Origin of the sequence: Sphingobium sp. SCG-1, assembly GCF_002953135.1 — a bacterium.
Classification (GTDB): Bacteria; Pseudomonadota; Alphaproteobacteria; order Sphingomonadales; family Sphingomonadaceae; genus Sphingobium.
Genome location: NZ_CP026372.1, coordinates 19930 through 45893 on the forward strand (window position 1 = coordinate 19930; position 25964 = coordinate 45893).

At 64.9% G+C, this 25964-nt stretch carries 5 protein-coding genes; 2 read left to right on the forward strand and 3 right to left on the reverse strand.

The window, feature by feature from the left end; genetic code table 11:
• Positions 1-2 precede the first annotated feature (2 nt).
• From C1T17_RS00110 to C1T17_RS21110, 3 genes are all read right to left on the reverse strand, one after another.
• Entirely contained in the window at positions 3-20828 is a 20826-nt protein-coding gene (locus tag C1T17_RS00110; RefSeq protein ID WP_104951661.1) for a hypothetical protein, read from the reverse strand.
• Positions 20829-20903: 75 nt separating this feature from the next.
• The gene (locus tag C1T17_RS00115; protein ID WP_104951662.1) at positions 20904-22481 is read right to left on the reverse strand and encodes a TolC family outer membrane protein; all 1578 of its coding nucleotides are present in this window, start codon (positions 22479-22481) and stop codon (positions 20904-20906) included.
• 252 nt (positions 22482-22733) lie between these two features.
• On the reverse strand, positions 22734-22889 hold the full coding sequence (locus C1T17_RS21110) for a hypothetical protein (RefSeq protein ID WP_189338439.1): 156 nt from the start codon (positions 22887-22889) through the stop codon (positions 22734-22736).
• A 117-nt stretch (positions 22890-23006) separates the two neighbouring features.
• Here C1T17_RS21110 and C1T17_RS00120 point away from each other — a divergent pair, with 117 nt between their 5' ends.
• Together C1T17_RS00120 and C1T17_RS00125 are read left to right on the forward strand one after the other, a co-directional pair.
• Positions 23007-24242, forward strand: a complete 1236-nt coding sequence (locus C1T17_RS00120; RefSeq protein ID WP_104951663.1) for a dicarboxylate/amino acid:cation symporter — start codon at positions 23007-23009, stop codon at positions 24240-24242.
• A gap of 120 nt (positions 24243-24362) precedes the next feature.
• Entirely contained in the window at positions 24363-25958 is a 1596-nt protein-coding gene (locus C1T17_RS00125; protein ID WP_104951664.1) for an isocitrate lyase, read from the forward strand.
• Positions 25959-25964: the final 6 nt, after the last annotated feature.

Below are 25964 nucleotides of genomic sequence, written 5' to 3' on the forward strand. Positions count from 1 at the left end.
GATTATATGACGCTGAGGCGCGCCACTTCCGTCGTCAGGCTTGCATCGCTGTACAGCGTATATTCCCCGCCAGCCTGCGTGTAATGCGCCGAACCGCTCATGGTGAGTGTATCGTTGGCGTCGAAGTCCACGGTCAGATGCGAAGTATTGCCGCTGCCGACGATCGACTGAATGAAATTGGAGTCGATGGTCAGATTGCCTTGTGTGCCGGTGCTGCTGAAGTCGATCTGCTCGGTATGCGTGAGGACGCTGAGCAGGCTCGCGCCGTTTACGGTGCCGCTGTTGTTCGCCAGCGTCACGGTGTCGTAACCGCTACCGCCGTCAACCGACCAGTTTTGCGCCAGGTTGAGCGTGAAGCCGTCGTTGAAGTTGCTGCCCACCACCTTCTCAATACCGTTCAGTGTATCGCCCGAAGCGTCGCCGAGCGATCCCGTGCCGGTCGCGCTGCTAAGGTTCAGCGCGATGGCCGACGAGGCGCTGGAATAGTCCGCCGTGTCGATGTCTGCGCCGCCAATCAGCGTATCCGCGCCGCCCCCGCCGACCAGCGTATCGTTACCCGCACCGCCGTTGAGGATGTTGGCCGAGCCATTGCCCGTCAGGGTATCAGCATAGGCCGAGCCAGTCAGATGCTCGATCGAGACATAGCTATCGCCCGCCGCATCGCCCGTGTTCGAAGCGTTGTTCGCAAGGCTTGCGACCACGCCGGACGCCGCGCTGGCGTAGCTGGCGATGTCATTGCCCGCGCCGCCGTCGAGGATGTCCGCGCCCGCGCCGCCATGCAGCGTGTCGTCGGCACCGCCACCATAGAGCGCGTTCGCCCCTGCGTCGCCGCTGAGCAAATCGGCAAAGGCAGAGCCGATTAGGTTCTCTATGCTAGTATAACTGTCATTCGTCGCTTCGCCGGTATTGGCGAGGCTGTTGCCGAGGTTGGCGGTGACGCCAGACGCGGCGTTCGCATAGCTGGCGGTATCGGTGCCGCCGCCGCCGTTCAGCGTGTCCGCGCCGAGGCCGCCAAGCAGGACGTCATCGCCAAGGCCACCGATCAGCGTGTTCGCGCCCGAATCACCCAGCAGCGTATCTGCAAAGGCGGAGCCGATGATGACCTCGATACCCGACAGGCTGTCACCCGCCGCATCGGAGCCAGTGCCAAGGGTGCCATCCATATAGACCGTGACCGCAGCCCCGGCGCTGGAATAATCCGCCGTATCGGTGCCCGAACCGCCGTTCAGAACGTCCCCGCCTGCGCCGCCGATCAACGTGTCATCGCCATTGCCGCCATCCAGGCTGTTCGCGCCGCTATCGCCAGTCAGGGTGTCGGCGTTGGAGGAGCCGATCAGATTCTCGATGCTGTTATAGCTGTCGCTTGCCGCGTCGCCGGTGTTCGCGGCGCTATTGGCGAGGTTCGCCACGACCCCGCCGCCTGCTCCCGCATAACTCGCAGTGTCCGATCCGAGGCCGCCGATCAGCACGTCTCCGCCTGCGCCGCCGACCAGAACATCATTGCCAATGCCGGTGCCGCCATCGAGCGTGTTGACGCCAGCGTCACCCACCAGCAAGTCGCCGAATGCCGAGCCGACAAGGTTCTCGATGGCCGTCAGCGTGTCGTTCTGCGCGTCGCCGCCTGAGCCGGTCGTGCCGTTGAGGTATGCGTTGACGCCCGAGGCCGAAGACGCATAGCTTGCCGTGTCGGTGCCTGCGCCGCCGTCGAGCGCGTCCGCGCCTGCGCCGCCGGTCAGCGTATCATTGCCGTCGCCACCATAAAGCGTTTCGTTGCCTGCCGCACCGAACAGCGAGTCGCCATAGTTGCTGCCGACCACGATCTCGAAGCCTGTCAGCACATCGCCCGCCGCATCGCCGCCCGTTCCGGCTGTGCCGTCGAGCTTCACGGTGACAGCGCTGCCCGATGCGGCATAGTTGATCGTGTCGTTGTCGCTACCGCCAATGAGCGCGTCCGAACCTGCACTGCCGTAGATCGTGTCGTCGCCTGCGCCGCCGTCGAGCATCTCGCTGCCCGCGCCGCCGGTGAGGCTATCGGCGAATTTGGTGCCGATCAATCCTTCGATCGAGACGAATATGTCGCCCGACGCATCGCTGCCGCTGACGACCAGCGTGCCGCTGGCAAAGCTGGCGGTGATGCCTGCGCCCGATGTCACGTAGGAAACACTGTCGGTGCCGATCCCGCCGTCCAGCGTATCCGCACCCGCGCCGCCGATCAATATGTCGCTGCCGCTGCCGCCGGTCAGCGTCTGGCTGCCCGCCGTGCCGTACAGCACGTCATCGAAGCCAGAGCCGATCAGGTTTTCGATGTTGCTCAACTTGTCGCCTGCGGCTTCCCCGCCGACACCCAGGGTCACGCCGTCGAGGTATACCGTCACGCCCGCCGTGGACGTCGCGTACGTCGCCGTGTCGGTTCCCGCGCCGCCGTCCATGGTATCCGCGCCCGATCCGCCCGAGAGCAAATCGTTGCCGCCGTCGCCGTTCACAACATCGTCGCCGACGTTACCCTGGATCGTATCGTCACCGCCGTCGCCATTCAGCGTTTCATTGGCGTTGGAGCCGATGATGGTATCCGCATAGCCCGAACCGATCGCGGTTTCGATCGACAGCAGCACGTCGCCCTGCGCGTCGCCATTAGCTGAGGTCGTGCCGTCCAGATAGAGCGTCACGGCGGAACCGGAGTCCGAATAATCCGCCGTGTCGATGCCTCCACCGCCATTCAACTGATCCGCGCCTGCGCCGCCATGCATGAAGTCGTCGCCCGCATTTCCGGTTAGCACATTGTCGCCGCTGGTACCATACAGGAAGTCTGCGCCGCCACTGCCGGTCGCGTTTTCCATATTGGCGTAAGTGTCGCCTGCGGCGTCTCCGCCAGAGCCCGCGCCGGTATCCAGACGGACGGTAACGGCGGCAGAGGATGTCGAATAATCGACGGTGTCGCGGCCAATGCCGCCGTCCATTGCATCCGCGCCCGCATCGCCCTTGATGATATCCGCGCCGTCATTGCCGAAGATCTGGTTGGCGCTGGCATTGCCCGACAGGATGTCGTCGTAATTGGTGCCGAGAAGATTTTCGATGTTGGTGAGGATGTCGCCCTGCGCTTCTCCACCGACACCGACAACGCCATTGAGACCGATGGTGACGCCAGTGGTGCCGCCGAGATAGGAAGCCGTGTCAGTGCCTGCGCCGCCGTCGATCGTATCCGCGCCGCCAAGACCACGGAACCATTCGTCCGCGCCGGTGCCGTAGGCCTTGTCGTCAAAGCCAGTGAGATAAACGATCTGGATATTAGTGTAGGTGTCGCCCGCCGCGTCACCGCCGACGCCGACGGTCGTGCCGTTCAGATAAACGGTCACGCCTACAGTTGCGGAAGACGCGGCCGGGTTGCCGGGGTTCGTGCCGAAATACAGCGTGTTGGTGCCGGTGCCGCCATCGATGATGTCCGCGCCCGCGCCACCGCTGATGATGTCATTGCCAATACCGCCCAGCAGCGTGTCGTTCCCCGCGAGGCCCGAAAGCTGGTCGTTGCCGTCGCCACCGGTCAGAACGTTGTTGCCCGACGTGCCAACCAGATAGTCGCTATAGGCCGAGCCAGTCAGATTCTCGATGTTGGCGAAGGTATCGGCCAGCGCATCGCCACCCGTGGCGCTATTGAGGTTCATGTCGACGTTCACCGCCGCACCGCTCAGGCTATAGTCGACGGTATCGGTGCCAGCACCGCCATCCATCTTATCGGTGCCCTGCCCGCCAAGGATGGTGTCGTTGCCATTGCCGCCATTCAGCGTGTCGTTGTCCGCGCCGCCGTCTATGATGTCGTCGCCGTCATTGCCGTTGATGGTGTTCTGCGCCGCATTGGCCACCAGCGTGTCGGCATAGTTCGAGCCATTCAGGTTGACGAAGCTGGTCAGCGTGTCGCCATTGGCGTCGCCCAGCGTGCCGGTGCCGGTCAGCAGCGAAGCAGACACGGCCGACAGTGCCGAGATATAGGTGACTGTGTTGATGCCGAGGCCGCCGTCGAGAACGTCCGCGCCTGCGCCGCCGTCGATCACGTCATTGCCGTCTTCACCATAGATGGTGTCGATGCCGCCTGCGCCATTGATCGTGTCGGCGCCATTGCCGCCGTAGATCGTGTTCGCATTGTTGTCGCCGCTCAGCGTATCGTTGCCGCCCGATCCGATCAGGTTCTCGAAATTGGTGAGCTTGTCGCTATCGCCGGTCGTGCCCGTCGCTGCGAGCGAGACGGTGATGCCGTTGAAATTGGCGTAGCTTACGGTATCCACACCCGCGCCACCGTCCAGAATGTCAGCGCCTGCGCCGCCCAGGATCGTGTCGTCGCCTGCGCCGCCCTGAATGTTGTTCGCGACACCTGATCCGACGATATAGTCAGCGTTGGCAGACCCGATCGCATTCTCGATCGACTGATCGGAGAATATGTCGCCCTGCGCGTCGCCGCCGCTATTGGCGGTGCCGCTGCCGAGGTTGATGGAAATCCCTGCCGCGCTGGCGCTATAATCGACGGTATCGGTGCCAAGGCCGCCCAGCATCGTGTCCGCACCCGCGCCGCCGATCAGCGTATCGTTGCCGTCACCGCCCTCCAGCCTGTCGTCCCCGCCACCGCCGCTCAGCGAATCATCGCCAGCATTGCCGAGCACGGTTTCCGCGTTCACCGATCCCACGAAGATGTCGTTGAGGCCGGAGAGCTGGTAATTCTCGATGCTGACGAACGTGTCGCCTTGCGCGAGCCCGGTGGAGAGCGCTGCATTGGTGAGGTTCACCGTCAGGCCCGTCGCCGAGCCGCTATAATCGACGGTGTCAAAGCCATTGCCGCCATCAAGCGTATCCGCGCCCAAACCGGGGCGGATCACATCGTCGCCATCACCGCCGACGATAGTGTCGGCATTGGTGGAACCTATAATGATGTCGGCCAACGCCGATCCCACGACCTTCTCGATGCCGATCAGGATATCGCCGTTGGCGTCGCCTGCTGTGCCCGCGGTTCCGTCCATGCGCACCGAAATGCCGCCGGAGGAGGAGTAATCCGCCGTGTCGAAGCCTGCGCCGCCATCCAGCGTGTCCGCGCCAGATCCGCCGATCAGGGTGTCGTCGCCCGCGCCGCCTTCGAGCGACTCGTTGACGCCCGTGCCATAGATCGTGTCGGCATAAGCGGAACCGATAACATGCTCGACCAAGAGGATCATGTCGCCCGCCGCGGTGCCGCCCGCAGAGGCTGTACCGTCCAGGCGAACCGTCACGGCTGCGTTGGAGCCGCTATAGTCGATCGTGTCGGTGCCTGCGCCGCCGTCGATGCTGTCGGCTTGCGAGAAGCTGACGAAGGTATCGTTGCCGCCCCAACCCCACAAGACTGTCGCCGCCAGCGTGCCGCCGCGCAGCGTATCGCCGTAGCTCAGCGAGCCTTCGATCCGCTCGATGCCCGCCAGCGTGTCGCCTGCCGCCCAGCCGCCCGATCCTGCCGTGCCGTCGTTGGCGATCGTGACCGCCGCGCCGCTGTTGCGATAGTCGGCTGTGTCGGTGCCATTGCCGCCGATGATCTGATCCGCGCCAAGGCCGCTGGCGATGGTGTCGTTGCCATCACCACCGTTCAATATGTCCGCGCCGCCTGCGCCGAACAGGAAGTCGTCGCCTGCGCCTGCCGATATCGTCGAACCGCTGGCATTGGCGGTGATCTCGTCGTTCTGGCCCGAACCGATGACGACTTCCACGTTGAAGATTTGATCGCCCGCTGCATCGCCGCCGGTGCCGAAGCTGCCGTCGAGATAGATTTTCATGCCGCTGGACAGGGATGCCGAGTAATCGACTGTGTCGCTGCCGCCATCGCCGCGATAGATGTCCGCGCCCGCGCTGGTGATGAAGATGTCATCGCCCGCTGCGCCGGTCAGATCTTCATCGCCGCTGCCGCCTTCGAAGCGGTCGGCATAGGCCGAGCCGATTACCTTCTCGATGCCTGACATGGTGTCGCCTTCGGCGTCGCCGCCGCTGGACGTGCCGGTGATGCGGATCGTGACAGCAGTGGACGCCGAATAGTCCGCCGTGTCGATGCCGCTGCCGCCGGCCAGCGTGTCTGCGCCTGCGCCGCCGATCAGGATATCGTCGCCGATGCCGCCGGTGAGCACATCGTCGCCTGCGTCGCCGCGCAACAGGTCGTCGCCGTCGAAGCCATCGAAATTGTCCGCACCCGTGCCACCGACCATGATGTCGCCAAGCCGGGATCCGACGAACCGCTCAATACTGACGAAGGTGTCGCCCTGCGCGTCGCCGCCCGAAGCGGTGCCCTGCGTCAGGTCGATGGTGACGGCCGCGCCGGAGGTCGAATAGCTGACGGTATCGGTGCCGAGACCACCGTCGAGCTGATCCGCGCCGCCGTCGCCACGCAACGTGTCGTTGCCCGCTTCGCCTTGCAGGATGTCGGTGCCGGTGCCGCCGGACAGCACATCGTCGCCATTGCCGCCAAGCAGCGTATCATCCGAGAAGGTGCCAGTGATGGTGTCGGCAAAGCCCGAACCGATAACGGATTCCACGCCGGTCAGGCGGTCCCCGGCGGCGATGTCGCCGCTGCTGGACGACCCGTCGAGATTGACGGTGACGCCCGCGCCTGCCGCCGCATAGCTTGCGGTGTCGAAGCCCGCGCCGCCGGTCAATGTGTCTGCACCCGCGCTGCCGACCAGCATGTCGTCGCCCGCGCCGCCGTCGAGCGTTTCCGCTCCAGAGCCGCCGCTCAGGGTGTCGGCGTAATCCGACCCGAGCAGCCGCTCGATCGATACCAGCGTGTCGCCATTGGCTTCGCCAGCGGTGCCGCTGTTGGTGGCGAGGCTGACGGTGACGCCGCTCGTCGCATGTTCGTAGGACGCGGTGTCGGTGCCGATACCGCCGTCGATCGTGTCCGCGCCCGCGCCGCCTTCGATCGTGTCGTTGCCATCCTGACCGATCAGGATGTCTGCACTCGCGCCGCCGATCAGCGTATCGCCGAACGCCGAACCCAATATGCGCTCGATGTTGACGAGCGTGTCGCCCGTGGCACTGCCGCCTGCGCCCTGATCTATGCCGTTGTTGTAAACGGTGACTGCCGCCGTCGATGCGGAATAGTCGGCCGTGTCGGTGCCTGCGCCGCCATCCAGTGTATCGCTGCCCTGCCCGCCCACGAGCGTATCGTCACCTGCGTCACCGTCGAGAGTATCGCCGCCTGCGCCGCCGTCCAGGCTGTCATTGCCATCGCCCCCGCGCAGCGTATCGACATTGGCCGAGCCGATCAGCGTGTCGTTGTTTGCCGAACCGATGACCTGCTCGATAGCCGAGAGCGTGTCGCCCTGTGCGTCCCCGCCTGTGCCGAGGCCCGTTGCTAAGTTCACCGTAACAGCCGCTGCGGATGCCGCATAAGACGCCGTGTCGAAGCCGTCGCCACCGGACAATGCGTCCGCGCCTGCGCCGCCGACCAGCATATCGTCGCCGGAGTTGCCGATCAGGCTGTCATTGCCCGTGCTGCCATAAAGCGCGTCGGCATTGGCCGAGCCGCGCAATGACTCGATGTTTGTGAGGGTGTCGCCAGCCGCTTCTCCGCCAACGCCTGCCGTGCCGTCGAGATAGGCAGTGACGCCCACCGCCGAGTTCGAATAATCCGCTGTGTCCGTGCCCGCGCCACCGTCCAGCGCATCCGCGCCGAGGCCGCCGGAGAGCGTATCGTTGCCGCCATCGCCGAAAAGCTGGTCGAGGCCATCGAGACCCTGAAGAATGTCGTCGCCTGCGCCGCCCTCGATACGGTCGTTGCCCGAGCTGCCGCTGACGGTGTCGGCAAAGGCCGAACCGATGACGCGTTCGATGTTGGTCAGCGTGTCGCCCAGCGCTTCGCCGCCGCCGCTCGCAACGCCGTCCATGCGGACGATCACGCCCGCCGCCGCACCTGCATAGCTCGCCGTGTCGGTGCCCGCGCCGCCGTCCAGAGCGTCGGAGCCGGTGCCGCCGATCAGCGTATCGTCGCCAAGGCCGCCCGAAAGGCTGTCATTGCCCGCCGCGCCGGTTAGTAAGTCGTCGCCCGCGCCGCCAAGGATCGTATCGGCATTGGCGGAGCCGGATATGCTGTCATTCTGGCTCGTGCCAATGACTTGCTCGATGCCGATCAGGACATCGCCCGCCGCGAAGCCGCCGGTCGAGGCCGTGCCATCCATATAGACCGTCACGGCGACGGCATTGTTCGAATAATCGACGATGTCGAAGCCGCTGCCACCGGTCAGGCTGTCCGCGCCCGCGCTGCTGTAGAGGATGTCGTCGCCCGCGCCAGCATCCACCTGATCGTTCCCTGACGATCCGTAGATCGTGTCGGACAGGCTGGAGCCGATCACCGATTCGATAGAGGTCAGCACATCGCCATCGGCGTCGCCGCCGACCGAGAGCGTGCCGTCCATGTAGAGCGTCACGCCCGAGAGCGATGTCGCATAAGTCGCGGTGTCGGTGCCGAGGCCGCCGTCGATGATGTCCGCGCCGAGGCCGCCGGTCAGTATGTCGTTGCCGTCCTGCCCACGCAGGATATCATCGCCGCCGCCGCCCTGAACCACGTCCGCGCCCGCGCCGCCCAGGATCGTTTCCGCCCCGTTGCCGCCGAACAGGCGATCGTCGAAGGCCGAGCCGACAAGCTGTTCGATGCTGACGAGCACATCGCCCGCCGCATCGCCACGGCTGCCCGATGTGCCGTCCAGATAAACCGTAACCGCGCTTAACGCGCCGCTGTAGCTTGCGGTGTCGAAGCCGGTGCCGCCATCGAACTGGTCCGCGCCTGCGCCACCGATCAACGTGTCGTCGCCCGCGCCGCCCGCCAGTACGTCGTCACCGACCCCGCCGGAAAGCGTGTCAGCGCCAGCGTTGCCGATCAACGTATCGTCGCCGGTGGATCCGCCGAGCGTATCGTCGAAGGTCGAACCCAGCAGTCGCTCGATCGTGAAGAGCGTGTCGCCCGCCGCTTCCGCACCCGTGCTGGCGGTGCCGTCGAGGGCGACAGTAACGCCGCCGGTCGCGCCGGTGTAATCCGCGGTATCGGTGCCTGCGCCGCCCTCGAGGCGATCCGCGCCTGCGCCGCCGACGAGCATGTCGTCGCCGCCATTGCCGTAGAGCGATTCATCGGCAGTGCCGCCATGGATGGTGTCGGACTGCGCCGATCCGAGGACGCGTTCGATGCTGGTCAGCATATCGCCATCGGCATCGCCGCCGCTGCTGGCGAGGCCATCGAGGTTGACCGACACTGCACCAACCGACGCAGTGTAATCCGCCGTGTCGACGCCCGCGCCGCCGTCGAGGCTGTCCGCGCCTGCGCCGCCCGTCAGCGTGTCGTCGCCAGTGCCGCCCTGAAGGTCATCATTGCCGAAGCCGCCCGAGATGATGTCCGCGCCCGCGCCGCCAATCAGCGTGTCGTTCGCTGTTGCGCCGGTCAGGACGTCCGCCTGGCCCGACCCGATGATCCGTTCGATCGAGGTCAGTTGATCGCCCTGCGCATCGCCGCCGACGCCCGCCGCACCGCCAAGGCCGATGGTGACGCCTGCGCTGGACGCCGAGTAATCGACCGTGTCGAAGCCCGTATTGCCGTCGAGCGTGTCCGCGCCTGCGGAACCCAGGATCGTATCGTCGCCGTCGCCGCCCGAGATGCTCTCCGCCGCAGCGCCGCCGCGCAATGTGTCGGCAAAGGCTGAACCGATCAGCCGCTCGACATTGGCGAGCGTGTCGCCCGCCGCTTCGCCACCCGTCTGCGCGCCGCCATCAAGGCCGACATTCACGGCGCTGGCGCTGTTGGCATAGCTTGCCGTGTCGAAGCCTGCGCCACCGTCGAGGGCATCCGCGCCCGTGCCGCCCAGCAAAAGGTCATCGCCTGCGCCACCGAGGAGGCTGTCGTTGCCCGCGCCGCCGATCAGCGTATCCGCGCCGTCATTGCCTTCCAGCGTGTCCGCCGCATCGGTGCCGTTCAGCGTGTCGGCATTCAACGAGCCGATAACGCGTTCGACATTATTGAGGGTATCGCCTGCCGCATCGCCGCCCAGCGAGACGGAGCCGTCCAGATTGACGGTAACGCCCGAGGCCGACGCCGAATAGTCCGCCGTGTCAGTGCCCGCGCCGCCATCGAGGGCGTCTGCGCCCGCACTGCCGACCAGCGTGTCGTTGCCCGCTCCGCCGATCAGGGCGTCAGCCCCGACACGGCCATATAGCGTGTCGGCAAAGGCCGAACCTTCGAGCGTCTCCGCATTGGTGATGACATCGCCCGCCGCGTCGCCGCCTACGCCGGCGGTGCCTCCCAAGGAGGCAGTCACACCCTGCGCCGACCCGGCATAGCTTACGGTGTCGATGCCGGTGCCGCCATCGATGCTGTCCGCGCCTGCGCCGCCGGTCAGCATATCGTCGCCCGAGCCGCCCGAAAGCGTGTCATTGCCTGCCGCACCCGAGAGCACGTCGTCGCCAGCCTGACCCGAAAGAATATCGTTGCCGGTGCCGCCGGTCAGCGCGTCGCCATCGCCGGAACCCAGCACGCGTTCAATGCTCACATAGTTGTCGCCCTGTGCGTCGCCGCCGATGCCAGTCGATCCGTCCAGCGTGACCGTGACTGCCGTGTCCGATGCGCTATAGTCTGCGGTATCGGTGCCCGCGCCGCCGTCTAGGACATCCGCGCCCGTACCGCCGCGCAGGATATCGTTGCCCAATCCGCCGCGCAGCGTGTCGCCGCCGCCATTGCCGGTCAGCGTGTCGTCGCCGCCCGCACCTTCCAGCGTTTCGCCAGCAGAGCCGCCTGTGATGATATCGTCGAACGCCGTGCCGACCACACGCTCTATGCGAACGAGGGTGTCACCCTGTGCGTCGCCACCCGAAGCGCTGGAGCCATCCAGAATGACCTGAATGCCCGCCGTAGACGTCGAATAGTCGGCCGTATCGAACCCAGCGCCACCGTCCAGCATGTCCGCGCCGATGCCGCCCGCCAATATGTCGTCGCCCATCCCACCATCGATCGAATCCGCGCCTGCAGCGCCCGTGAGGGTGTCCGCGCCTGCACCGCCTTCTATGATTTCGTCGGCTGCCGATCCCGCCACGGTGTCGTCGAAGTCGGAACCGATGACATGTTCGACGCTGGCGAAGCTGTCGCCCTGTGCGTCGCTGCCTGTTCCGGTGCCTGCCGCCAGGTCGATGCTGACGCCGCTCGCAGCACCTGCGAAGCTGACGGTATCGATTCCGCTACCGCCATCGAACGCATCTGCGCCCGCGTCGCCGACCATGACGTCATCGCCCGCGCCGCCGATCAGGCTGTCATTGCCCGCGCCGCCCGACAGGCTGTCATTGCCTGCATTGCCTTCCAATATGTCGTTGCCGGTGGAGCCGGAGAGCGTGTCGCCTTGTGCGGAACCAACGATCCGTTCGATCTGCGTGAGGCGGTCGCCCGACGCGTCGCCGCTGGAGCCGAAGCTGCCGTCGAGGCCGATGGTAACACCTGCGCTCGACGCGGAGTAATCCGCCGTGTCGATGCCCGCGCCGCCGATCAGCGTATCGTTGCCGAGGCTGCCGACGAGTACGTCGTTGCCTGCGCCGCCATCCAGCGTTTCGCTGTTCATGCCGCCGATCAGCCGATCCGCCTGTGCCGATCCGACAATGCGTTCGATGCTGGAGAGCGTGTCGCCTGCCGCGTCGCCGCCAATGCCGGTGCTGCCGTCGAGGCCGACAGTGACGCTCTGCACCGAGGTCGAGTAATCCGCCGTATCGTCGCCGACACCACCATCCAGCACATCGTCGCCTGCGTCGCCGCGCAGAGTGTCGTCGCCCAGTCCGCCGCGCAATGTGTCGGCGCCTGCGCCGCCCCGCAGAGTGTCGCTATAGTCAGAGCCGAGCAGGACTTCGACGCCGGTCAGCGTATCGCCCTGCGCCGTGCCGCCTGTGCCGGCGACGCCATCCAGTCCCACGGTCACTGCCGAAGTCGAGTCGGCATAGCTTGCAATGTCCGTGCCCGCGCCGCCGTCGATCGCATCCGCGCCATCGCCGCCCAGGATCGTGTCGTCACCTGCGCCACCAGCCAGGTTATCGTTGCCGCCCGCTCCCCGAATCTGGTCATCGCCCGCGCCGCCGTCGATGCTGTCGGCCAGCGATCCGCCGATCAGCGTGTCGCTATTGGCTGATCCGACCAGCCGCTCCATATTGAGCAGCACATCGCCCGCCGCATCGCCACCGCTACCCGCGCGTCCGTCAAGATAGGCGGTAACCGCCGCACCCGAACCTGCATAGCTTGCCGTATCGAATCCGCCTTCACCGTCGAGCGTGTCCGCGCCTGCGCTGCCCAGCAGGGTATCGTCGCCCGCACCGCCCGACAGGGTTTCAACGCCCGCGCCGCCGACCAGCGTGTCGGCAAAGGCCGAACCTATCAGGCGTTCCACGTTCGTCAGCGTATCGCCCAACGCTTCGCCTGCCGTGCCCGCTGCACCGTTGAGGCCGATCGCAACGCCTGTTGTAGCCGCCGCATAGCTCACCGTATCGGTGCCGCCACCGCCGTCCATGCTATCCGCGCCAAGACCACCGACGAGGATATCGTCGCCGGTGCCGCCGCTCAGCATGTCGTCCCCTGCGCCGCCGGTAACACTGTCGTCGCCTGCCGCGCCATCCAGCACATCATTGGCGTTGCCGCCGATGATGACGTCGCCCTGCGCCGAACCCGTCACACCCTCGACGTCGGAAAGCACATCGCCCTCCGCATCGCCGCCGGTGCTGGGACCGCCATCCAGGCGCACGTTCACGCCTGCGCTGGAGCCTGCATAGCTGGTGGTGTCGAAGCCCGCGCCGCCGACCAGAGTATCCGCGCCTGCGCCGCCGAGCAGGAGATCGTCCCCCGCCCCGCCGATCAGCGTGTCGGACCCGGCATTGCCGCGCAGAATGTCGTTGCCCGCGCCGCCGTCCAGCGTCTCATTCTGGCTGGTGCCGGTGACCGTGTCGTCCAGCGCCGAGCCGATGACGTTCTCGATGGAGGAGAGCGTGTCGCCCTGCGCGTCGCCGCCCGCCGAAAGCGAGCCATCGAGATTGATGTTGATCGCGCCGGTCGAAGTGGAATAGTCCGCCGTATCGCTGCCCGCGCCGCCCTGCAGCATGTCCGCGCCTGCGCCGCCGTTCAGGATGTCGTCGCCCGTGCCGCCGTCCAGCGTGTCGCTGCCCGCGCCGCCTTGCAGCACGTCATCTCCGCCATTGCCGCGCAAGTCGTCATTGTTTGCCGAGCCGCCGATCGTGTCGGCAAAGCTACTGCCCTCGACGATCTCGATATTGACGAAGCTGTCGCCGGTCGCATCGCCACCAGTGCCGCCCGTCGCGAGGTTCAGCGCCACGCCCGCGCCGGCAAGCGAATAGTCCGCCGTATCGGTGCCTGCCCCGCCGTCGAGGACGTCCGCGCCTGCGCCGCCCCGCAGGATGTCGTCGCCTGCGTTCCCGCGCAGTTGCTCGTCCGCCGCGGAGCCGTTGATGATGTCGGCAAAGGCCGATCCAGACACGATCTCGATGCTGGTCAGCATGTCGCCTTCGGCGAGCCCGCCGAAGCTTGCGCCGCCGTTGAGGCTGACCTGAACGCCTGTGCCTGATGCGGCGTAGTCTACAGTATCGGCGCCAGTGCCGCCATCGATGCTATCCGCACCCGTACCACCGTCGATGATGTCGTCGCCCGCGCCACCTAGCAGCGTGTCGTCGCCACCCGCGCCGGAAATATTGTCAGCGCCCGCGCCGCCTTCGATCACGTCGGCAGAAGAGGAACCTGAAATGGAGTCTGCAAAGCCCGAACCGACGACGCGTTCGATGCTGTCGAGGGTGTCGCCTGCTGCATCGCCTTGCGTGCCGGTGCCGGTTGCGAGGGAGACAGTGATGCCGGAAGCCGCGTCGGCGTAATCGGCCGTGTCGAAGCCTGCGCCGCCGATCAGGTGATCCGCGCCGCCGCGGCCGCCCAGACGATCGTCGCCTGCGCCGCCGGTCAGCGTGTCCGCCGCCGCCGTGCCGAGCAATACATCATTATAATCCGAACCGATCAGATTCTCGACATTGCTGAGCTGGTCGCCTTCCGCCGCGCCGCCCGTCGAGGTCGAGCCATCGACCGAAACATTTACGCCCGAAGTCGAGGTCGAATAATCCACCGTATCGACGCCTGCGCCACCGTCGATCCGGTCAGCGCCCGCGCCACCGTCGAGCAAGTCATTGCCTGCGCCGCCACGCAGATCATCATCGCCACCACCGCCGACGATGCGGTCGTTGCCCGCGCCGCCGTCCAGAATGTCAGCCTGATTGCCGCCCGTGATCGTGTCGTCCAGCGTCGATCCGATGACGCCTTCGATGCTGATAAGCTGATCGCCCGAAGCGTCGCCGCCAATGCCGAGTGATCCGTCGAGCGTGATCGTTACTGCGCTGGCCGATGCACTGTAGTCCACGGTGTCGAAGCCGGTGCCGCCGTCCACGATGTCCGCGCCGGTGCTGCCGAGCAGCCGGTCGTTACCCGCGCCGCCGCGCACGGTGTCCGTGCCTGCGCCGCCGCCAAGAACGTCATCGAATGCCGATCCTTCGAGCGTTTCGATATCGGTGAGGCTATCGCCCGTCGCATCGCCGCCCGTGCCGAGCGAACCGTCAAGCGAAACGGCAACGCCCGCAGTTGCGTCGGCGTAGCTCGCCACGTCCTGGCCTGTTCCGCCTTGCAGATCGTCGGCGCCCGCGCCGCCATCCAGCACATCGTCGCCGCTACCGCCGCGCAATATGTCCGCACCTGCGCCACCGGTGATGATGTCGTCGCCCGCACCGCCGGTCAGCACTTCGTCGGCAAGGCTGCCATGCAGGATATCGTCGAAGCTGGAACCTGTGACGTTCTCGATCCCGATCAACTGGTCGCCCGTCGCATCGCCGCCGATGCTTGCCGATCCGTCGAGGTTGATCGTCACCGCCACGGTGGAGGTCGAGTAATCGACCGTATCGACGCCCGCACCGCCGTCGATGACGTCCGCGCCGCTACCGCCGCTCAATATGTCGTCGCCGTCACCGCCACGGAGCGTGTCGTTGCCCGCTGCGCCGCTGATGATGTCATCACCCGCGCCGCCGACAAGTTCGTCATTGTTGAGGCCGCCGGTCAGCGTGTCGTTGAAGTCCGATCCGATCAATCGCTCGATGCCGGTCATCACATCGCTCTGTGCGTCGCCGCCTGTGCCGGTGCTGCCGTCGAGCCCCGCCGAGATCGCAACCAGCGAGGAGGAATAGTCGACCGTGTCGAAACCCGCGCCGCCGTCGAGGAAGTCTGCGCCCGCGCCGCCGTCCAGCGTGTCGTTGCCTGCGCCGCCCAAGAGTGTGTCGGTGCCTTCCCGCCCGACGAGCAGATCGTCGCCCGCGCCGCCGGAAATTTCGTCATCGCTCGCCGCGCCGCGCAAGACGTCAGCGCCGGAGGAACCAATCAGCTTTTCAATCGAGAGAAGCTGGTCGCCTTCCGCGTCGCCGCCCGTTCCGGTGCCGGTCAGAAGATCAACGGTCACACCCTGTGCCGAACCGCTGTAGTCGGCAGTATCCGTGCCCGCACCACCATCCAGAAGGTCCGCGCCTGCGCGACCTTCCAGGCGATCGTCGCCGCCGCCGCCCAGCAGATCTTCGTCGGCTGCGCCGCCGGTTAGCGTATCGGCAAAGGCCGTGCCGATAACGCGCTCGATCGAAGACAGCACGTCGCCAGTCGCGTGGCCACCGAGGCCGGTCGATCCATCGAGCGAAACGCTAACGCCCGCGCCCGATGCGCTGTAATCGGCGGTATCGCGGCCTGCGCCGCCGTCGATCGTGTCGCCGCCTGCGCCGCCTTCGATGAAGTCGTCGCCATCGCCACCGATCAGCGTGTCGTTGTTCGCGCCACCGCGCAATGTGTCGTCGCCCGCGCCGCCTTCCAACTGATCGGCTGCGCTGCCGCCAGTCAGGGTGTCGCCAAACGCCGACCCCACGACGATTTCGATGCTGGAGAGGACGTCGCCCTCCGCGTCGCCGCCAATGCCCGTCGATCCATCGAGGGTGATGGTCACACCCGCGGCGGAACCCGAATAGTCGGCAATATCGGTGCCAAGGCCGCCGTCGATCACGTCGGCACCTGCGCCGCCGTTCAGCGTGTCGTCGCCGCTACCACCGATCAGCATATCGCGACCGCCCGCGCCCGAAAGCCTGTCGGCGCCGCCGCCGCCTTCCAGCACTTCGTCCGCGTCGACGCCCGTGATGGTGTCGGCATATTCGGAGCCGAGAATCTTCTCGACATTGCTGACGGCATCGCCCGCCGCATCGCCGCCCTGCCCGACGCTGCCGTCCAGGGCCAGCGTGATGCCGCTGGCGCTCGCCGAATAGTCGGCAACGTCGAAGCCGTCGCCGCCATCCAGAATATCTGCACCCGCACGGCCCGCCAGCGTATCATCGCCTGCATCGCCGCTAAGGCTGTCCGCGCCATCTCCACCGATCAGACTGTCGTTGAACGAGGAGCCGACGACCGCTTCGATGCTGGTCAGCGTGTCGCCCGCAGCATGGCCGCCAGAGGCATTGCCGGTGCCCAGATTGATCGTGACGCCCGCATCGGACGCACTGTAATCGGCCGTATCGAAGCCTGCGCCGCCGTCGAGAATATCTGCGCCTGCGAAACCCGTCAGCCGGTCATTGCCGCCCTGACCGCGCAGGACGTCGTCATCCGCGGAACCGAATATCGTGTCGGCAAAGGACGAGCCGGAAATACCCTCTACATTGGTAAAGCTGTCGCCCGCCGCATCGCCGCCCGTGTTGGCGCGACCATCGAGGCCCGCAACGATCCCGGCATTGGACAGGCTGTAGTCGGCAATGTCGATGCCCGCGCCACCGTCCAGCGTGTCGGCCCCGCCGCCGCCCTGCAGCACGTCGTTGCCCTGACCGCCATCCAGCGTGTCGTTGCCGGTGCTGCCCGTGATCCGGTCGTCAAAACCCGATCCGATGATATGTTCGATCTGCGACAGGCGATCGCCCTGCGCGTCTCCGCCCAGGCCGATGGAGCCGTCGTTGGATATGATGATGTTGGACGCTGATTGCGAATAATCCGCAGTGTCGAAGCCCGCGCCGCCGATCAGTTCGTCGCTGCCCAGACCGCCGCGCAGCACATCGTCACCCGCGCCGCCCGATAGGCGGTTCGCGGCGTCATTGCCTGTAAGCGTATCGGCAAAGGCCGAGCCCGTCACGCCCTCGATATCGTTCAGGCGATCGCCAGCCGCATCGCCGCCCGCGCCCAGCGACCCGTCCAGTGCGATGTTTACGCCGTTGCCCGATGTGGAATAATCGGCAATGTCGATGCCGCTGCCGCCCTCCAGCGTGTCCGCACCTGCGCCACCGCTCAAGGTGTCGTTGCCCGCGCCGCCAGACAGGCGATTGACGCCAGCATCGCCGCCAAGCCGATCATCATAGTCGGAGCCGGAAAGGTTCTCCACGCCATCGAACGTATCGCCCTGCGCCGTGCCACCGCTGGCCGTGCCAGTCGCGAGACTGACGGTGACAGCGGTGTTAGAGTCGCCATAATCCGCCGCGTCGATGCCTGCGCCGCCGACCAGATGATCCGCGCCCCGCCCGCCGCGCAACGTGTCGTCGCCGCTTTGTCCTTCCAGCGTGTTATCGCCGCTGTCGCCGATCAGCGCATCCGCATAGGCGCTGCCCAGAGCGCGTTCGACGCCCGAAATCCTGTCGCCCTGCGCCACATCGCCCGAGGACGCATTGCCGTCCAGGCGGATCGTGACCGCACCCTGCGCCGCCGAATAATCGACCGTGTCGAAACCGTCTTCGCCCTGCAACTGGTCTGCGCCCGCGCCCCCGACGAGCGTGTCATTGCCAAGTCCGCCTTTAAGGATATTGTCCTGATCGTCGCCTGTGAGCCAGTCGTTCTGCGCCGATCCGATCAGGCGCTCGATGCCGGAAAGCACGTCGCCCTGTGCGTCGCCGCCAATGCCGACCGAACCGTCCAGCGCTACGGTAACGCCCGCCGCCGAACTGCTGTAGTCGGCCGTATCGGTGCCTTCACCGCCCAGCAATATATCCGCGCCAGCGCCACCGCTAAGAATATCGTTACCCGCACGGCCTTCCAGCCGGTCGTCGCCTGCGCCGCCGATCAGCCGGTCGTCGAGCGAGGAGCCGACCACGCGCTCCACGTTGCGCAGTATGTCGCCATCGGCATCGCCGCCTTCGGAAATGCCGCCGTCCAGACGCACCGTCACCGCAAAACGCGAGAGGCTGTAGTCCACGGTGTCACTGCCCGCGCCACCGTCCAGCGTATCTGCCCCGCCAAGACCCAGCAGCGTGTCGTCGCCGTCATTGCCCAGCAGCGTATCGCTACCGGCCGTGCCGATCAGCGTATCGTCGAAGCGCGATCCTTCCAGCCCTTCGATGCTGATGAAGCGGTCGCCAACCGGGTCGCCGCCATCCAGCGTCAACCCGTCCAGCGACACGCGCACGCCGTTTGCTGCGTCATGATAGCTGGCAATGTCAAACCCGTCGCCGCCATCCAGCGTATCCGCACCCGCGCCGCCTTCCAACACGTCGTCGCCAAGGCCGCCCTTCAATGTCTCCGCGCCAGCGCCGCCGACGAGATGATCCGCCTTGGTCGAGCCGGTGAGGATTTCGATATTGCTGTAGCGGTCGCCTTCCGCGTCACCGCCCGTGCCAGCGCGACCGTTCAGATAGACGGTCACACCCACGGCGCTGTCGTTGAAATCGACGGAGTCCGTGCCTGCGCCGCCGTCGATCGTATCTGCGCCCGCACCGCCTTTGAGGACGTTATCGCCCGCATCGCCCGTAAGCGTGTCGGCGAACGCGGTGCCCGTCAGCCCTTCGATGTTGGTGAGGATATCGCCTTGCGCATCGCCGCCGACGCCCGGCGTGCCGTCCAGCGAAACGCTGACAGCACCGTTCGAACCGGAATAGTCCGCGATGTCGAATCCCGCGCCGCCATCCAGTTTGTCCGCGCCACCGCCGCCGACGAGAATGTCGTTGCCTGCTGCGCCCTCAAGCTGCTCGTTCGCGCTGCTGCCGATGATCTTGTCGTCCAGCGCCGTGCCGATGACATGCTCGATATTGGTGAGACGGTCGCCTTCGGCTTCGCCGCCATGCGATACGGTGCCGTCCAGATGAATCTCGACGCCCGGTCCGGACGTGCCGCTGACTGCTTTGGAATAGTCGACCGTGTCGAAGCCTGCGCCGCCCTCCAGTTTGTCTGCACCCGCGCCGCCGTCCAGCTTGTTGTCGCCCGCGTCGCCGATCAGTTCATCGTCGTGTGCCGATCCGCTGAGGCCCTCGATGCTGGTATAGGTGTCGCCGCGCGCATAACCGCTGGTTCCCGTGCCAGTGGCGAGATCGGCATGGACGCCGACGTTGGATTGCGCATAGCTGACGGTATCGAAGCCGCTGCCGCCATCGATCTTGTCTTCGCCCGCGCCCGCGACGATGCGATCGTTGCCATCGCCCGCCGTGACGATAGTGCCGGGCGGGTTGGAGAACAGGACATAGACCGGATCGCCCGTGACAGGATCGGTGACGACCATGTCGGACGCGCTGTTGACGACCTTGATGCCGAAGTGCGTGGAGACTTCGACACTGTTGGAGCTGTTCTTGCCATCGGTGGACAGGCCAAGCTGCACCGGCAGGAAGAATTCGTCCTGAAAGCCGCTTGATGCCGTGGTCTTGCCATCGGCAGGCAGTGTGTACACAAGGTCGATATCGAAGGTGAAATGCGACTGGCTGGCGGGGTAGTTGACGGTCTTGCCCTGCGCGTCGACAAAAGTGGTGATCTTGGTAATCTTGCCTTCGTCCAGGCTCACCAGCCAGCCTTTGTCGGTCTGCGTTGCGTTGGCGACGGAATAGCCGGAGGGCAGCGAGGGGATCAGGATCGAAAGAAGCTGCAGGCTCTTTGCAGGCACCATCGCTTCGACGTGCAACACGCGCAGCGATGTGCCTGAGGGCACCACGCGGGGATCGTCGGCATAGATCGTGTCACTGCCTGCCGTGCCGGTGATCTGTTCCTTCGCCGACTGCGCGTCATAGCTCGCCACGGTGGACGACGTTGCGCCGCCGGTAGAACCGCGCACGACCGTAGCGCCCGCTTCGGCGGCAGTCTTGACGCCTTCCTGGTTGAACAGCGTGAACGTGAGCTTGGGCACCAGCTTGCCGATGCCTGCCGGTCCGATGGCGTCATCGGGCGCAGGCTCTATGGCGCGGGCGGACGGAGGGCTGGACGGGGCGCTGGAGCTGGGGGACGTGCTGCTGATCTTCTGTGTCAGGCGGCTCGCATCTTCGTCGGAACGATGTCGGTTTTCCTCCTGTGCAGCGGCGTTCGCCTGTGTCTTCGCGGAATCGGACGGCTGGATGCCGGTGCCCTGAAGGTCCTTGTCTGTCGCAGCCTTCTTGTCAGCGTCCTGATCGGATGACGCCGAGGACAAGCCGAATTTGACCGGAGAGACCTGTTCCTTGATTTCGCCGACGCCATCGACGGCGGCTTCCGCGGCGACAGTCTTGTCCTTGAACACCAGTTGGGGATTGTTGCCCGAAAACACGGCCAGCGCCATGCCGGGAATGATGATCTTCGTGCCGTCTTCGAACAGCAGGACGACATCGACGTCGATAATCTCCGCCTTGAACGCACCGTAGAAGCGTTCAAGGATGGCGCGCCCATCGTCGGTAAGCTGGACGACCTTTGCATCGCCGTAATTGTTGCTGACCTGACCCGCGCTGATGTCGATATCGGCAGGGGCATCGCTGGCAACTGCATGGGCTACCGGTTCCTTGAACCCTGCGCCCTTGCTCCCCTTACCCGCACTACCCTTGATTTTCGCCATCGCGCGACGTCCCTAAATGTTCTGGAACAGCCTACCCGCAGGCGGGTTACGATATGGTAAACGCGAAATTTACTTTCACTTGGTGCTGCCGGGAGCGGGCACGACAAGCGGCGGCAGAGGCTCTCCGCCGCTGACCAGATCGAACAGGCCGCCCAGCTTCTGAAGCACGCGGAATTCGGCAGCCGTTTTGGCCGTCAAGTTCGCAATCTGGTTTGCGCGCGCGTTGAACAGGATGTTCTGGCTATCGAGCAAGTCGAACACCGTGCGGCGACCCTCACGGAACTGCTGGGCATAGAGATCGACGACCTTCTCAGCCGATTGAATCTCGGACTCGATGGTGACGATCTTGCCGCGCGCTGCGTCCAGCGCATTGAAGTCGATGCGGATGTCCTGCTCCACTTCGCGACGGCGGCGATCGAGCTCGTAATCGGCCTCGCGAAGGCGTGCGGAAATACGGTTGCGCACCGCGATGTCCGCGCCGCCATTAAAAAAGTTATAGGTGACGGTCAGCATCGCGCGCGCATCGCGGTTGGTGCCGGTGCGGCCCTGCACATCATCGCGCCAATTGCCCTGCGCCTGGAAAGCGAGGCGCGGGAAGAAGGTGCCGGTCTGGCTGGCGCGCTGACGGTCGAGGGAGCGCCGGTCCTGTACGGCCTGCGCCATCCGCGGACTGCGCTCGTCGATCAGGCCCACGGCGGCGTCAGCGGACGGCGGCAAGGCGGCGGCGGGCGAAGGCAGATCCACTGCAAGACCGGGAAGATGATCGGTCAGGCGGCGATAGGATTCGCGGGCCTGTTGCAACGCGCTGGTGCGATCGAGCAGCGTGGCCTTCACGTTGTCGAGGCGCGCCTTGGCACGGCTGATATCGGCAGATGTGGTGAGGCCAAGCTCGTTCTGGATCGAGACGATCTTCACGATCTTCTCGTTGGCCGCGATCTCCTGATTGGACAGATCCACCAGCTTCTGCTGCTGGAGCAGGCTGATATAGGCGGTGGCGATATCATAAGCGATCGCCTCGATCCGCTCGCGCGTTGCCCATTGCGCACTCCGATAAGTGGCGCGAGCGCGCTTGATGTCGTTGATCGTGGTGCCGAAATCCCAGACGTTCTGGTTCAGGGTGACGACGCCCTCACTCCGGCGCAGCGTGGAGTCCGCGCCGATCTGCGGCTGGTTGAGTTCGCCGCCCAGCGCCACGGTCGCGTCGAGGTGCGGGAGATAACCGGAACGCGCTTCATCGACTCCGTATTTTGCGTCATCCTGACGCGCGAGCGCGATCTGGATTTCCGGATTGCCTTTCAGCGCTTCTACGATCGCGTCGCGCAGCGATTCTGTCGCGCCCGGCGGCGGCTCGACATTCTCGCGCGCAGCCTGCGCAGTGGCGGCAGGATCGGTGGGCAAAGGGGGAATCTTGCCATCGGGTCCAACCGCATAAGGATCGTGCAGGTCTGCCGGGGGGGGCGTGGCGGACGAAGGCGAGGACGGCTCCTGCGAAGGCGGCTGCGCGAACGCGGGTGCGCTGAGCGCCGCGACGGGGGTCCCGTTGGGCAGCGGCCCTGCCACATCTGCAGCGGCCAGCACAGGCTGGTGGAGCATCAGCGGAACGCAGAGCGCAGCAATGGCCGCGCCGCGCAGGATAATAGCTTTATGTGTCATGCCCTTAACGACCTTTTCATCCGGGCAGACCTTTGACTGAAGGCGTGCCGCTACGATCTTTGAGAAGGGGAATGGAGCAATATGGTTAAGATCGAATTAAGCGTAAAAAAGCTTTTATACGAGGAAGTTGCATCGATTTTGTGTTCCTGGAGCCAGACAGAATCGGTGTCGTACAGCCGCGCGGGAGCGCCGGCGTCGGACATGCGCGCCTTGTGACGAGCACATCGAGGGAGACCGACTAAACCCGTCGCCCTATGCCGCCCGCCGCTGACCGGAGATCAGGCCGAGGCTGCGGATCATTTCGTCCAGACGGGGCTTGGCGGAACTGCGCGCAGACGATGACGGCTCTTGCATCAGTGTCTGCATCCTGTGGCGCACCTGTGCGAAAGCGTCCTGATTGTCGGCCATGTCACATCCCTCTTTGCTCTGTGGATGATCTAGGCGGATATGGTTAATAACGACTTACCCGCGAATAGCTGTTCGCCCACTTCCGTCCTGTCGCACCACCTGTTACGCCTGTGTTTCATGTCCCAGACCACTCGTATCCTTTTTGCGCTCATAGTCGGAATTGCTGTCGGGATTGGCGGCGCGCGCATGGGATGGAGCGGAGCAGCCGCGATCGCCGAACCCATAGGCAATCTGTGGCTGGATTCGCTCCGGATGACCGTAGTGCCGCTGGTGGTGTCGCTTCTCATCACTGGCATAGCACGCGCCGCCGACAGCGCGCGTGGCGGCAAGCTGGCATTGCGGTCGGTCCTGCTGTTTGTCACATTGTTGTGGTTGGTGACGCTGATAGCGGCCTTCCTCGTGCCCGCTTTGCTCAGACTATGGCCATTGCCCGCAGAAGCGGCGGCGGCGTTGAACGCAGCGTTGGGGCAGACCACTCAGGCTGTCGGAGCCGCACCGGGCTTGGCTGACTTCCTGAAATCGATCATCCCGACCAACCCCATCGCGGCCGCGGCGGACGACGCGATGTTGCCGCTGATCCTCTTCGCGACCCTGTTCGCAATCGCCGTGACCCGGCTTGAACCTGAAGCACGCGACCGGATCACCGGGCTGTTCAGCGCGATCGAACAGGCGATGCTTGAAATCGTGAACTGGGTGCTGTGGATCGCTCCGATCGGCGTGTTCGCCCTCGCCTTCGTCGTCGGCATGAAGGCAGGCACGGCAGCGATCGGCGCATTGGCGCACTACATCGTCATCGTATCCTGTGCCGGTCTCGCTGCGTGGGCGCTTGCCTATCCGATGGCGGTGTTCGGCGGTCGCGTCCGATTGCGCGACTTCGTGCGTGCCGTCGCACCTGCGCAGGCGGTTGCGCTCAGCACGCAAAGCTCGCTCGCCTCGCTACCCGCGATGTTGCGCGGATGCCAGCAACTCGGCGTCGCCACCGAAGTTGCGGGCGTGCCGCTCCCCATTGCCGTGGCCATCTTCCGCGTGACAAGCCCGGCGATGAACCTGGCCGTCGCTTTATACGTCGCACACTGGATGGGCATAAGCCTCAGCGCAGGCGCAATAGCTGCAGGCGCGGTCGTAGCGGCGATCACGACTATGGGTTCGATCAGCCTGCCAGGGCAAGTCAGCTTCCTGACATCTGTCACGCCGATTGCGCTTGCGATGGGCGTGCCGCTGCACCCGCTGGCTCTGCTGATAGCTGTCGAGATGATCCCCGATCTGGTACGCACTATCGGCAACGTGACGATGGATGTTGCCGCAACAACAGCGCTAGGGCGACGACAGCAAGAGGATTTGTCACATCTTTGACAAGTTATCCAGTGCTGCACCGCAGCACATCACATGTTTTCACGATTGTGACAGACAAAACCGAGGCTGCTGAAGTAAATTCTTCTACATGGCTCCCAACGTAGCAGTAAGGAGCTTTCGATGACCTACCAAGATAACATCCGCCAAACGAGCCAGCTCGTTGCGGGCTACAAGGGTACTTGGGACGGCATCGATCCCGAATCCGTTGCCCGTATGCGCGCGCAGAACCGCTTCCAGACGGGGCTCGACATCGCCCGCTACACCGCCAAGATCATGCGCGCCGACATGGCCGCCTATGATGCGGACCCCGTCAACTACACGCAGTCGCTCGGTTGCTGGCACGGCTTCATCGGTCAGCAGAAGATGATTGCGGTGAAGAAGCATTTCGGCACGACCAAGGGTCGTTACCTCTACCTCTCCGGCTGGATGATCGCCGCCTTGCGCAGCGAATTCGGTCCGCTTCCCGACCAGTCGATGCATGAAAAGACCAGCGTGCCTGCGTTGATCGAGGAGCTTTACACCTTCCTGCGCCAAGCTGATGCGCGCGAACTCGGCATGATGTTCCGCGACCTGGACGCCGCGCGCGAAGCAGGGGACCTCGCCAAGGAAAAGCAGCTCGAAAAGGCGATCGACAATTACGAAACGCATGTCGTGCCAATCATCGCGGACATCGACGCGGGCTTCGGCAATGCCGAGGCGACCTATCTCCTCGCCAAGAAGATGATCGAGGCGGGCGCCTGCGCACTCCAGATCGAGAACCAGGTTTCCGATGAAAAGCAGTGCGGTCACCAGGACGGCAAGGTCACGGTGCCGCATGAGGACTTCCTCGCGAAGGTCCGCGCCTGCCGTTACGCATTCCTGGAATTGGGCGTCGAAGATGGCATCATCGTCACGCGCACTGACTCGCTGGGCGCTGGCCTTACTAAGCAAATCGCGTTCAGCAAGGAACCCGGCGACCTTGGCGACCAATATAACAGCTTCCTCGATTGCGAAGAGATCAGCGACATTGCGCAGGCCAATGGCGACGTCATCATCAATCGCGACGGCAAGCTGCTGAAGCCCAAGCGTCTGCCGAGCAACCTCTATCAATTCCGTCCCGGCACCGGCGAAGACCGCTGCGTTCTCGACTGCATCACGTCGCTCCAGCATGGCGCGGACCTGTTGTGGATCGAAACCGAAAAGCCGCACATCGCGCAGATCGCGGGCATGGTGGATCGCATCCGCGAAGTTATCCCGAACGCAAAGCTCATCTATAACAACTCGCCAAGCTTCAACTGGACGCTGAACTTCCGTCAGCAGGTGTTCGATGCATGGACCGCCGAGGGCAAGGATGTTTCCGCCTACGACCGCGGACGGCTGATGAGCGTCGATTATGACGGCACGGAATTGGCGGACGAAGCCGACGAGCGCATCCGCACCTTCCAGAAGGATTCGGCGGCTCAGGCTGGCATCTTCCACCACCTCATCACGCTGCCGACCTATCACACCGCGGCCTTGTCGACCGACAATCTCGCGAAGGAATATTTCGGCGATGCGGGGATGCTCGGCTACGTCAAGGGCGTGCAGCGCAAGGAAATCCGGGAAGGCATTGCCTGCGTCAAGCATCAGAATATGTCCGGCAGCGATATCGGCGATGACCACAAGGAATATTTCGCTGGCGAGGCGGCCTTGAAGGCTGGCGGTGTGCACAACACGATGAACCAGTTCGCCGCCTGATTACGT